We start from the raw sequence: 12,252 nt of genomic DNA on the forward strand, positions 1-12,252 counted from the left end.
CGGCTGCGTCTGATGTGTATAAGAGACTGCGTGGGGGGCGGTGGTGCTCATGGGCACGGGGTCCTTCCCAGGGGGCAGCGGCGGAGCGGCGAGGATCCTCGCCGCGGACGGTCGTGGCCCGCGAGCGCGCGGCGCTCCGCACGGGCACAGACCGAGGCTAGCCGAGTCGCCGTGATCGCCGTCGCGCCGTGACGGGGTATGGACAGCGCGCGCCGGACCGGGGTCCGCCCCGCCGCCGTCTCGCGGCGGGGCTCAGCCGACGTCGAGCGCGAGCAGATCGTCCTCGGTCTCGCGCCGGACGATCGTGCGGAGCTCGCCGTCGCGCACGGCGACAACGGGCGGCCGCGGGACATGGTTGTAGTTGGAGGCCAGCGAGTAGCAGTACGCGCCGGTCACGGGCACGGAGATGAGGTCGCCGCGGTGGACGTCCGCGGGCAGGTACTCGTCCTTGACGACGATGTCGCCGCTCTCGCAGTGCTTGCCGACGACGCGAACGACCGCCGGGACCACGTCGGACACGCGACCGGCGAGCAGGCACGAGTAGTCGGCGTCGTACAGCGCGGTGCGGATGTTGTCGCTCATGCCGCCGTCGACGGACACGTACAGGCGATGGTGGGGGCCGCCGAGCGCGACATCCTTGACGGTGCCGACGCCGTAGAGGGTCTGCGTCGACGGGCCGGCGATCGCACGGCCGGGCTCGAAGGCGACCCGCGGGACCGTCAGGTCCAGCTCGTGGCACTCCTTCTCGACGATCGAGGAGATGCCGGTCGCGAGCTCCTCGGGGCTCTTGGGCGTGTGCTGCGTGTTGTACATGACGCCGAAGCCGCCGCCGAGGTCGAGGTGGGCGATCTCGTGGCCCAGCTCGTCGCGCACCTCGCGGACGAGGCCGAGGACGCGCCGCGCGGCGACCTCGAAGCCGCCCACGTCGAAGATCTGGGAGCCGATGTGCGAGTGCAGGCCCACCAGCTCGAGCGACGACGAGGCGGCCAGGGTGCGGCGCACGGCCTCGAGGGCGTCTCCCGCGGACAGGGAGATCCCGAACTTCTGGTCCTCGTGGGCCGTCGCGATGAACTCGTGGGTGTGGGCCTCCACCCCGGTGGTGATGCGCAGCATGACGCGGGCCCGCACGCCGAGGTCCGCGGCGATGGCGGAGACCTGCTCGATCTCGTCGAGGGAGTCGATGACCAGGCGCCCGACGCCGGCCTGCAGCGCCCGGCGGATCTCCGCCTCGGACTTGTTGTTGCCGTGCATCGCGAGGCGCTCGGCGGGGAAGCCGGCGCGCAGCGCGACGGCGAGCTCCCCGCCCGTGCACACATCGAGCCCCAGGCCGTCCTCGTCGACCCAGCGCGCGACGGCCCCGCAGAGGAACGACTTGCCGGCGTAGTAGATGTCGGCGCCGGCCAGGGGGCGGAAGGCCTCGGCGAACGCGTCGCGGAAGCGCCGGGCGCGGGCGCGGAAGTCGGCCTCGTCGAGGATCATCGCGGGTGTGCCCACCTCGCGGGCGATATCGGCGACGCTCACCCCGCCCACCTCGAGGGCGCCGTCGGCGCCGCGCCGCGTGGTCTGGGACCACAGTCCGGGCAGCAGGGCGTTGACGTCGGCAGGGTACGGGAGCCAGCTGGGGCTCGCGTCGTTGCCGTGGAGTGCTCCGGCCTCATGGGCGCGCATGGCACGTCTCCTCGCGGGTGGGGGCGACAGGGATCGGGAGCCCCGTCGACGGCTCGCCGGGCCGGGGCCCGTCCAGGGTACGCGGATGCCGGTGCCGCCTCGGGCCGCGTCCGGGGGCCGGGCAGGCTCCCCGCCGCCGCTCGACTCCCCCGCGCCTCCCCGCTCTCCTCGCGACCCTGCGGTGCCGCTCGCCCGCGACCCCGTGGCCGGGCCCATCGGCCGGGCCCGTCGCCCGTCGGCCGGGCCCGTCGTCTCGCGACCGGGGCCGCCTCCCCGTGGTCGGGCCCACCGCCCGTCCCACCGCTCCGTGGCCCGCTGGCCAGCAGGTCGTCACCTTCCGGACGGTCGACGGCCCTGGAGAGGCACTGCGGCGGTGGGTATCGTGACGAGCGGAACCCGACCAGAACCGGAGGCCCCGTCATGCCCACGCACGATCTCGTCGTCGTCGCCAACCGCCTGCCCGTGGACGCGCACACCGAGCCGGACGGGAGCGTCCGATGGGTGACCAGCCCGGGCGGGCTCGTCACCGCGATGGAGTCGGTGATGCGCGGCGTCGACTCGGGCGCCTGGGTCGGCTGGGCCGGTTCCCCGGGCGAGGCCCCGGAGCCCTTCGAGGCCGACGGGATGCAGCTGTACCCGGTGGATCTGTCGGCCGAGGAGGTCCGCGCCTACTACGAGGGCTTCTCCAACGGGACCCTGTGGCCGCTGTACCACGACGTGATCGCCGACCCCGTCTTCCACCGCACCTGGTGGGACACCTACCGCGAGGTCAACGAGCGCTTCGCGACCGCCGCGGCGCAGGTCGCCTCCCCCGGCGCGACCGTGTGGGTGCACGACTACCAGCTGCAGCTGGTCCCGACGATGATCCGCACCCAGCGCCCCGACCTGCGCATCGGCTTCTTCAACCACATCCCGTTCCCGCCCTTCGAGCTGTTCGCCCAGCTGCCCAAGCGCAACCAGGTGTTGCGCGGCCTGCTCGGCGCGGACCTCGTGGGCTTCCAGCGCGAGCGCGACGCCCTGAACTTCCTGACCTGCGTGCGCCAGCTGCTGGGGCATGCGCACTCCCATCACGACATCACGGTCCCCGGCATCGGCTCGGAGCCCGCCCGCACGGTCACCGCCCGGGCGTTCCCCATCTCGATCGACACCCAGGCCGTCTCGGCGCTGGCCGAGGACCCCGAGGTGATCGAGCGGGCGCGCGAGCTGCGCCGCGAGCTCGGCGACCCCAAGAAGGTGGTCGTCGGCGTCGACCGGCTCGACTACACCAAGGGCATCCGCCACCGCCTCAAGGCCTGGGGCGAGCTGCTCAACGACGGCGCGATCGACCCCCACGATGCGATCCTCGTGCAGGTCGCCACCCCCTCCCGCGAGCGCGTCGACGCCTACAGGCAGCTACGCGACGAGGTCGAGCTGACCGTGGGGCGCATCAACGGCGACTTCGCCCCGATCGGGCGTCCCGCGATCTCCTACATGCACCGCTCCTTCGACCGGCGGGAGATGACCGCCCTGTACCGCGCGGCCGACGTGGTGCTCGTGACCGCGCTGCGCGACGGCATGAACCTCGTGGCCAAGGAGTACGTGGCCTCCCGCCCCGACGAGCAGGGGGTGCTCGTGCTCTCGGAGTTCGCGGGTGCGGCCGATGAGCTGCGCGCTGCGATCCTCGTCAACCCCCACGACATCGACGAGCTCAAGACGGCGATCCTGCACGCCCTCGCGATGCCCGAGGACGAGCAGCGCACCGCCATGCAGTCCCTGCGCCGCCAGGTGCTGGACAACGACGTGCAGGGCTGGGCCCAGTCCTTCCTCGGCGAGCTCGAGGCGAAGGGGCGTCCCGATGAGCCCGCCGCGGCGCCCCTCGTGCGCCTGGCCCAGGGATCGGCCCCGTCGGCCGCCCAGCTCGATGCGGCGCTCACGTCGTTCGCCTCCACGCCCCGGATCCTCGTGGCCTCCGACTTCGACGGCGTCCTCGCCCCGATCGTCGCCGACCGCGATGCCGCGGCGGCCGACCCTCAGGCGCTGTCGGCCCTGCGCGAGCTCGCCGAGTCCGAGGGCGTGAACGTGGCCCTCGTCTCGGGCCGCGCGCTCGAGGACCTCGACGCCCGCACCGGCATGCCGCTGTCGGTGGTGCTGGTGGGCAGCCACGGCGCGGAGGTGGGCGCCCTCCCCCACGACATGGACGCCGGGACCCTCGATGGCGACGCCCTGCGGATGGACGAGGACGATCAGCGCCTGCTGGAGTCGATCACCGCGACCCTCGAGCAGATCGCGACCAAGCACCCGGGTGCCGAGGTCGAGGTCAAGCCGGCCTCCGCGGTGCTGCACACGCGCCGCGCCCGCGGGCGCGGCCGCATCAACGCCACCGAGGCCGCCCTCGAGTACGCCCGCAGCCTGCCGGACGTGAAGGTGACCCCCGGCAAGGAGGTGGTCGAGTTCTCCGTGGTCGACTCCTCCAAGGGGGAGGCCATCGCGACGCTCGCCCGCGCCTGCGCCGCGGACGCCTGGCTGTACCTCGGCGATGACGTGACCGACGAGTCCGCCTTCGAGCGCCTGGGCGATCACGACCTGGGCATCAAGGTGGGCGCGGGCGACACCGCCGCGACCTTCCGCGTCGACTCCCCCGAGGAGGTCACCGCGGTGCTCGAGCGCCTGCTCGCGCTGCGCCGCGGCGAGGGCTGAGGGCACCGCGGCCCCGCATCTCCCGAGAACCGGGCAGATGCGGGGATGCGGCGACCGCATCGGCCAGGAGGGGGCTGGTGCCGCGTCCGGAATCCGGCGAGATCGTCGAAACGAACCAGATCGGCTCTCGGGAACCCGGAAACGAGCCACAGAAGTGGCTCGAAAAGTGCATCTCGCACGAATCGCGCCACCGTTCGTGAACGATGACGCGACTCATGACAATCAGTGCCCGCGACAGGATTCGAACCTACGACCTTCTGCTCCGGAGGCAGACGCTCTATCCACTGAGCTACGCGGGCGTGCTGGGACAGTCTAGCAACGCGCGACCCGGGGACCGGACACAGCCCAGGCTGGTCCGAGCGGTGAGGCGGAGGTCACACTGCACCACGACGGTGCCGTCGGACCGTCCGGCGCGGTGCGACGTGTTCCCGACTCAGGCGGCGAAGCCCTCCGGCAGCGGCAGCTGCGCGCCATGGAGGACGGCCGAGGGGTCCGCGGCGAAGCCCAGCGAGCTGGGGCCGGCGCCGGAGCGCACGAGCAGATCGCCGACGGCCGCGATCATGGCGCCGTTGTCGGTGCACAGGGACATCGGCGGGATCCGCAGCTCGACGCCCGCCGCGTCGCAGCGCTCCTGGGCGACGGCGCGCAGCCGCGCATTGGCGGCGACGCCGCCGACGATCACGAGCGTCGACAGGCACTTGGCCTGCACCGCGCGCAGGGACTTGGTCACGAGCACGTCCACGACGGCCTGCTCGAACGAAGCGGCGATGTCCGCGACGGGCACGGGCTCCCCCGCCCGCTCGAGGGACTCGACGGTGCGGGCGACCGCGGTCTTCAGGCCCGAGAAGGAGAAGGTGTACGGGGCGTCGCCCGGTCGGAGCATCGCGCGCGGGAACGAGAAGGCGGTCGGGTCGCCCTCGAGCGCGGCGCGGGAGATCGCGGGGCCGCCCGGGTAGCCGAGGCCCAGCAGGCGGGCGACCTTGTCGAAGGCCTCGCCGGCGGCGTCGTCGAGGGTGTCGCCGAGGTGCTCGATCGGGTCGCGCACCAGGTCGCGCACGTGGAGGATCGAGGTGTGGCCGCCGGAGACGATGAGGATGATCGACTCCTCCGGCAGCGGCCCGTGGGCGAGGGTGTCGGCGGCGGCGTGGCCCGCCAGGTGGTGCACGCCGTACAGCGGGACGTCGAGCGCCCAGGCGATCGACTTGGCGGCGGCGAGCCCGACGTGGACGGCGGTCGCCAGGCCCGGACCGCTCGTGGCGGCGACGTGCGTGATGTCGCCCAGCTCGACGCCCGCGTCCGCGAGGGCCAGGCGCAGCGTCGGGGCGGCTGCGTCCAGGTGCGCGCGGGCGGCGATCTCGGGGACTACGCCCCCGAACTCCGCATGCTGCGCGGCGCTCGAGGCGAGGCCCTGCCCCAGCAGGCGACCCTCGCTGACGATGCCGAAGCCGGTCTCGTCGCACGAAGACTCGACCCCGAGGACGACGGCGGGACGTGCGCTCTCCGACATCAGCGGAAGAGGCTGTTCGGGTTGGAGTAGCCGCCCGACTCGTCCATCTTGGCGAAGTGCAGGTGGCAGCCGGTGGAGCGGCCGGTGGAGCCGACCTCGCCGATGACCTCGCCCTGGGAGACGGTGTCGCCGACCTTCGCGTCGAAGGACTGCAGGTGGAAGTAGCCGGTCACGACGCCGTTGCCGTGGTCGATCTCGAGCCGCTTGCCGGAGGAGCCCGCGTACTCGGCCTTGACGACCGTGCCGGAGGCGGCGGCCTTGACCGGGGTGCCGCAGGCCGCCCCGAAGTCCATGCCGTCGTGGAGCTTGCGGTAGTGCAGGGTCGGGTGGATGCGCCAGCCGTAGTTCGAGGTCACCGGGGCGTTGACGGGGCGGATGTAGCCGCCGGAGGCGACGGGGGCGGCGTCCTCGCTCGAGGCGTCCTGACCGGAGCCCTCGGCTGCGGTCGCCTCCTCGCCCTCGGCATCGGAGCCGGTGGCCGAGGCGTCCTGGACGACCGGGGCGGCCTTCACCGTGAGATCCGCGGGGGCGGAGACTCCCGAGCCCGGAGCCTCGGCGGCGTCGACGGCCGTCGCCGGGATGGCCACGCTGCGGACCTCGGGGACGGAGACAGCCGCCTCGGGCTCAGCCGGGGCGGCGGCCTGGGCCGGGGCGACGGGCATCGAGAGGGCGGCGAGGTCACCGACCTGGCCCGAGGTGGCGGACGCGAGGGGGACCGCGATGGTCGCGGTCGCGAGCGCCCCGAGGACGCCGACCTTGGCGACGCTCGCGGTGACGACGGCGGCGTCGCGGTGGGTGCCGCGGCCCGAGGGCGCCAGGGGTCGCATCTGTGCCCTGCCGGTCGCGCGATGGTTCGCCACGTCTCTCCTGCTTCCGCTCTCGTTCTCCGCTGGTGCCGACCGGGACACCGAGGGGGAAGGGCGTGACGGGGGCCGACGGGTAGACGCTACGCACGCCGGAGGGCATCGGATCCGACGATGTGCAGGGTTTGCCGGTTCTTTGCCGACCACCGTGGACACGGGAAATTCCCTTGACGTTCACCGCGGCTCCGCCGTGATCCGGCCCACAGTGCCGCGGGGCTCCGGCACCGCCGTCCTTCGATCGGCGCGGGCCCCGAGAGGACGCGGGCCCCGAGAGGACGCGGGCCCCGAAAGGACGCGGGCCCCGAGAGGACGCGGGGGCGGATCAGACCCCGTGGCGCTGCATGACGTCCTTGACCTCGCCCACCAGCTCCTCGAGCACGTCCTCGAGGAAGACCGCGCCGACGGAGCGCGCGGCGGGCGAGTCGACCCGGGCCATGTGCGCGCCGTTGTACTGCATGGCGCGCAGGACCTCCTCGACGTCGTCGTCGTCCGCGACCGAGACGACCGCGCGGACGATCCCGGGATGGATCGGCTCGTCGTAGGCGGAGTCCGGGGCGTCGGGGCCCAGCAGGACGTCCTTGAGGTGGATGTAGCCGACGAGATCCCCCGCGTCGTTGCGCACGCCGATGCGGCTGTACCCGGTGCGGGCCACGAGCTGCTCGATCTGCGCGGGCGACACGTCGTACGTGACGGTCACGACCTCGTCCATCGGCACCATGACGTCGCGCGCGAGGCGCTCGGAGAACTGGATCGCGCCCTGCAGCAGGCCCTGATCGTCGTCCAGCAGGCCCTCGCGGCGCGACTCGTCGACGATCGCGGCGATGTCCTCGGCCGTGAAGTCGGAGCCGACCTCGTCGCGGGGCTGCATCCCCAGCACGCGGATCAGCGCGTTGGCGAAGGAGTTCAGCAGCCAGATCACCGGCGTGAGGGCGCGCGCGATGATGACGAGCGGCGTCGCCAGCAGGATCACCGAGCCGACGGGCAGGGCGATCGAGATGTTCTTGGGCACCATCTCGCCCAGCACCACGTGCAGGTAGGAGGCGATGAGCAGGGCGATCGTGAACGCGACCGGATGGACCGCGGCCTCGGGCACGCCGACGGCGTGGAACAGGGGCTCGAGGTAGTGCGCGATCGCGGGCTCCGCGACGGCGCCCAGCGTGACCGAGCAGACCGTCACGCCGAACTGCGCGGCGGCGAGCATCATCGACACGTGCTCGATCGCCCACAGCGCCGTGCGGGCGCCGGGACGGCCCGCCGCCACGAGCGGCTCGAGCTGGCTGCGCCGCGCCGACATGACCGCGAACTCGGCCGCGACGAAGAACGCATTGCCCGCGAGCATCGCCAGGCCCAGGAGGAGAGCGGCGGTGTCACTCATCGTCGGCCTCCTTCTCCTCGTCGTCGGCGCGCGCGGCATCGTCCAGGACCGCCAGTCGCACCTGGTCGACGCGCCGCCCGTCCATCTCCAGGACCTCGACGCGCAGTCCGTCGCGGTCGAAGGCGTCCCCTGCCGCGGGGACGCGACGCAGGACGTCCATCACGTAGCCGCCCAGGGTGTCGTAGTCGGAGGACTCCGGGACGATCACCCGCAGCTCCCGGCGGATCTCGTCGGGCCGCATGAGCCCCGAGACCGTCCACTGGTCGCCGCTGCCCGCGAAGCGCTCGGGCTCCCCGTCGTCGTGCTCATCGCTGACCTCGCCGACGATCTCCTCGATGACGTCCTCGAGGGTGACGATGCCGGCGGTGCCGCCGTACTCGTCGACGACGACGGCGAGCTGGGCGCCGCTGTCGCGCAGCTCCAGCAGCAGGGAGTCCAGGCCCACCGTCTCGGGCACGCGCGGCACCTCGGACACCAGGGAGCGGACGACGGTCGCGGCGCGCTCGGCGCGCGGGATCGAGACGGCCTGGCGCACCTGCACGACGCCGATCACGTCGTCCTCGCTGCCGTCGATCACGGGGAAGCGGGAGTGGCCGGTGGTGCGGGAGAGCTCGAGCACGTCCTGCGCGCTGTCCTGGGCGTCCACGGCCACCATCGCTCCGCGGTGGGTCATGACGTCGCCGGCCTCGCGGTCGGCCAGCTTCAGGGTGCGGCTGAGCAGGATCGCGGTGCCGCGGTCGAGGGTTCCCGCCTGGGCGCTGTGGCGCACGAGGTACTCGAGCTCGGCGGGCGACCGCGCGGCCGACAGCTCCTCCTGGGGCTCGATGTTGACCAGGCGCAGCAGGGCGTTCGCGGTCGAGTTGAAGACCGCGATCAGCGGCCGGAACAGCATCGTGAAGGCGTGCTGGAGCGGCGCCACCACGCGCGCGGTCCGCATCGGATCGGCGATCGCGAGGTTCTTGGGCACGAGCTCCCCGAACAGCATCGAGAAGGCGTAGGCGATCACCATCGCCGCGACGACCGCCACCGGGGTCGCGACGCCTGCGGGCAGTCCGGCGGCGGAGGCGAGCGGGGCCAGCAGGCTCGCCAGCGGGTCCTGGACGGCGAAGCCGAAGAGGAGCGTGGTGATCGTGATCCCGACCTGGGCGCCGGAGAGGTTGGTGGACAGGTGGGTGAGCGCGGAGAGCACTCCCTCGGCCTTGCGGTCCCCCGCGTCGCGGGCGCGCTCGACCGTGTGGCGGTCGAGGGCGACGAGGGAGAACTCCGAGGCCACGAACAGGGCCGTCCCGAGCGTCAGCAGGATGCCGAGGCCCAGCAGGAGGAAGGTCATCGGAGGGGGCCGCTCATCCGTGTGGGGGCGTGGGTCCGCCTCGGGGCGTCGGCGCGCATCGCGGGGGCGTGGGCCCGGCGGATGCGCGCACCGGTACTCGGTCCTGGCGCGTCGGTCATGATGCAGGGATTCTACGGGCTGCTCCGCTCCCCCTCCAGGTGACGTCCAGGAGGCGGGGAGGAAGGCACCGACCCGGCCCCGGGCCGGAACGGAACACCATCTCCGAGCCGAGGCCCGATCGGATGCCGCGGGCGACCGAGCACCACGGTCCGATCAGGCGCCGCGGGTCGGCGCGACCCGACGGCGCGCGCACGGCGGTGAGGACATGTCGTGAAGACCCCGCGGAGGCACCGGGAGCAGCCCTCCGGCCGTCGGTCCCCGCCGTTACAGTGACGCCATGACGAACTCCGTGCGCCCCGATCCCGGTCCGACGTCGGAGCCCGCCGTGCCCACGCGCGTTGTGGTCGTCGAGGACGAGCCCACGATCGCCCGGGCGATCGCCGACCGCCTGTCCGCGGAGGGCTGGAGCGTGAGCATCGCCGGCGACGGCGCGAGCGGGGTCGAGACGGTGCGCCGGGTGCACCCGGACGTGGTGGTCCTGGACGTGATGCTCCCGGGGTTCGACGGCCTCGAGGTGTGCCGGCGCATCCAGCACGACGAGCCGGTGCCGGTGCTCATGCTGACCGCGCGCGATGACGAGACCGACATGCTGGTGGGCCTCGGCGTCGGCGCGGACGATTACATGACCAAGCCGTTCTCGATGCGCGAGCTCGTCGCCCGTCTCAAGGCGCTGCTGCGTCGCGTGCGCCGCGCCCCGGCCGCGGCCGATCCCGGTGTGCCCGCGGCGCTCGAGCTCGGGGACCTCGTGATCGATCGGGCGAGCCGCCGCGTCACGCGCGCTGGGAGTCCGGCGCATCTCACGCCCACGGAGTTCGACCTCCTGCTGTGCCTGGCCCAGGCTCCGGGCACGGTGCTCACGCGCGAGCAGCTCCTGGCCGATGTCTGGGACTGGGTCGATGCGACCGGGACCCGGACCGTCGACTCCCATGTCAAGGCGCTGCGCCGCAAGCTCGGGCCCGACCTCGTGCGCACCGTGCACGGCGTCGGTTACGCCCTCGAGGTCCCGCCCGGGCCCGACGGGACGAGCGGGGGCGCGACGAGCGGGGACGGGGCCAGCGGGGACGGGACGGACAGCGCACCGTGAGCCGCCGCGAGGGCTCCTCCCCGACCGGCGAGTTCCCGGCGATCCGCCCGCTCGGCGGTCTGCCCTCGTTCAAGGTCAAGCTCGGGGTGCTCGTGGCCGTCTCGGTCACGGTCGCGGCCGCGCTGGCGTGGGTGGGCGTCCGCTCGGGCCTGCACCCCCTTGTCACGATCCCGGCGATCGTCCTCGTCGCGCTCGTCGTCACGCAGATCCTGGCCCGCGGCATGACCTCGCCGCTGCGGGAGATGACCCGGGCGGCGCGCGCGATGGCCCGGGGCGACTACTCCCAGCGGATCACGGCCACCTCGCGCGACGAGGTCGGCCAGCTCGCCCGGGCCTTCACGGTCATGGCGCGGGACCTCGAGGAGACCGATCGGATGCGGCGCGACCTGGTGGCCAACGTGTCCCATGAGCTGCGCACGCCCGTCGCGGCCCTGCGCGGTCAGCTGGAGAACCTCGTCGACGGCGTCACCGAGGCCGATCCGGCCGCCCTCCAGGTCGCGCTGTCGGAGACGGAGCGCCTGTCCCGCCTGGTGGACCATCTGCTGGACCTGTCGCGCCTGGATGCCGGAGTGATCCGCCTGGACGTCCAGCCCATCGCATTGACGCCGTTCCTCCACGAGGTGGTCGACGCGGCGTCGCTGGCCGCGCGGGCGCACGAGCGCGACGTGCACTGGACGATCGATGTGACGCCTCCCGACCTCGCGGTCGATGCGGATCCCGAGCGGATCCACCAGGTGATCGCGAACCTCCTGGACAACGCCTCGCGGCACTCCCCGCCGGGCGGCCGGATCCGCCTGACGGCCCGAGCGCCCGAGGGTGGGGACGACGTGGTGCTCGAGGTGCGCGACGAGGGTCCGGGGATCGCGCTGGCCGACCGCGGCCGGGTGTTCGAGCGCTTCGAGCGAGGCGGCCGTCCGGACGGGTCGGGCGGCACGGGCCTCGGCCTCGCCATCGCCCGCTGGGCCGTCACGCTGCACGGCGGGACCATCGAGGTGGTCGACGACGAGCGCCCCGACGGCCCCGCCGGGCGCTCCTCGACGATACGGGTGACGCTGCCTCGTCGGCCGGCAGCGCCTGGCGCTCCGCGGACCGCGTGACTGGTCCGCAGACAGCCTGATGGCGCCGCACCCCTGCGCTCGGCCGTGGCGGGCGCGCCGCCGCCCGCCTCGTCCCCGACGCGCCGCGCTCGGCTAGTGTTGTCCCCGCCCCCACCCACTCGACCCCAGAAGGCTGGCGATTCGAGCGTGTCACAGACGACACCGGTACAAGACAACCAGGGACGCGACGCCGAATTCGGCGCGAACCAGTGGCTCGTGGACGAGCTCCGCGAGCAGTGGTCGAAGGACCCTGCGAGCGTGGACCCCTCCTGGGCCGACTACTTCCGCACGCGGGCCCCTGAGCCGCCTGCCGCCCCCACCAGTTCCGGAACCGCCGAGGCCGGCCCCGCCACCGTCGAGGCGAGCCCTCGCACGGCCGAGGCGACCGCTTCCGAGCGAGCGCCCGAGAGCGCCGCCGGGAACGCTCCCGCCGCCGACGCCGAGGTCGCGACCGCCCCCGCGCGGACCTCCGTCGCCCAGAGCTCTCCGGGATCGACCGCCGGATCCCCCGCCCAGACCGCCCCAGATGCCG

The 12,252-nt window shown here is 73.4% G+C and carries 9 protein-coding genes and 1 tRNA gene; 4 read left to right on the top strand and 6 right to left on the bottom strand.

Annotation, left to right across the window (positions count from 1 at the left end; genetic code table 11):
• Nucleotides 1-252: 252 nt before the first annotated feature.
• The gene (gene lysA, locus FM110_RS01780) at nucleotides 253-1,668 is read right to left on the bottom strand and encodes a diaminopimelate decarboxylase (protein ID WP_087102099.1); all 1,416 of its coding nucleotides are present in this window, start codon (nucleotides 1,666-1,668) and stop codon (nucleotides 253-255) included.
• Nucleotides 1,669-2,088: 420 nt separating this feature from the next.
• Here lysA and FM110_RS01785 point away from each other — a divergent pair, with 420 nt between their 5' ends.
• Nucleotides 2,089-4,344: a bifunctional alpha,alpha-trehalose-phosphate synthase (UDP-forming)/trehalose-phosphatase gene (locus FM110_RS01785; RefSeq protein ID WP_087102101.1), complete on the top strand. Its 2,256-nt coding sequence runs from the start codon at nucleotides 2,089-2,091 to the stop codon at nucleotides 4,342-4,344.
• Nucleotides 4,345-4,570: 226 nt separating this feature from the next.
• Here FM110_RS01785 and FM110_RS01790 read toward each other — a convergent pair.
• The 5 genes from FM110_RS01790 to FM110_RS01810 all read right to left on the bottom strand — a co-directional run bounded on the left by FM110_RS01790 (nucleotide 4,571) and on the right by FM110_RS01810 (nucleotide 9,419).
• Nucleotides 4,571-4,643: transfer RNA gene (locus FM110_RS01790), tRNA-Arg, on the bottom strand.
• Nucleotides 4,644-4,777: 134 nt separating this feature from the next.
• Entirely contained in the window at nucleotides 4,778-5,851 is a 1,074-nt protein-coding gene (gene tsaD, locus FM110_RS01795; protein WP_087102103.1) for a tRNA (adenosine(37)-N6)-threonylcarbamoyltransferase complex transferase subunit TsaD, read from the bottom strand.
• A complete protein-coding gene (locus tag FM110_RS01800) occupies nucleotides 5,851-6,711 on the bottom strand; it encodes a M23 family metallopeptidase (RefSeq protein WP_234991838.1) in 861 nt (286 codons plus the stop codon). The genes tsaD and FM110_RS01800 overlap by 1 nt, the downstream gene beginning before the upstream one ends.
• A 325-nt stretch (nucleotides 6,712-7,036) precedes the next feature.
• Nucleotides 7,037-8,089, bottom strand: coding sequence for a hemolysin family protein (locus FM110_RS01805; protein ID WP_087102105.1), 1,053 nt, complete (start codon nucleotides 8,087-8,089; stop codon nucleotides 7,037-7,039).
• A complete protein-coding gene (locus FM110_RS01810; RefSeq protein WP_087102107.1) occupies nucleotides 8,082-9,419 on the bottom strand; it encodes a hemolysin family protein in 1,338 nt (445 codons plus the stop codon). The genes FM110_RS01805 and FM110_RS01810 overlap by 8 nt, the downstream gene beginning before the upstream one ends.
• A gap of 397 nt (nucleotides 9,420-9,816) precedes the next feature.
• On the opposite strand from FM110_RS01810, the gene FM110_RS01815 reads away from it, so the two are divergent.
• From FM110_RS01815 to FM110_RS01825, 3 genes are all read left to right on the top strand, one after another.
• Nucleotides 9,817-10,623 carry a response regulator transcription factor gene (locus FM110_RS01815; RefSeq protein WP_087102109.1) on the top strand — a complete coding sequence of 269 codons (807 nt, stop codon included), beginning with the start codon at nucleotides 9,817-9,819 and terminating at the stop codon, nucleotides 10,621-10,623.
• Complete coding sequence (locus FM110_RS01820) at nucleotides 10,620-11,720, top strand: sensor histidine kinase (RefSeq protein WP_234991839.1); 1,101 nt, start codon at nucleotides 10,620-10,622, stop codon at nucleotides 11,718-11,720. The genes FM110_RS01815 and FM110_RS01820 overlap by 4 nt, the downstream gene beginning before the upstream one ends.
• A 216-nt stretch (nucleotides 11,721-11,936) precedes the next feature.
• Nucleotides 11,937-12,252, top strand: a 316-nt coding sequence (locus tag FM110_RS01825) for a 2-oxoglutarate dehydrogenase E1 subunit family protein (RefSeq protein ID WP_143276207.1), incomplete at its 3' end; no start/stop codon positions are given.

Origin of the sequence: Brachybacterium nesterenkovii (assembly GCF_900163655.1) — a bacterium.
GTDB classification, from domain to species: domain Bacteria; phylum Actinomycetota; class Actinomycetes; order Actinomycetales; family Dermabacteraceae; genus Brachybacterium; species Brachybacterium nesterenkovii.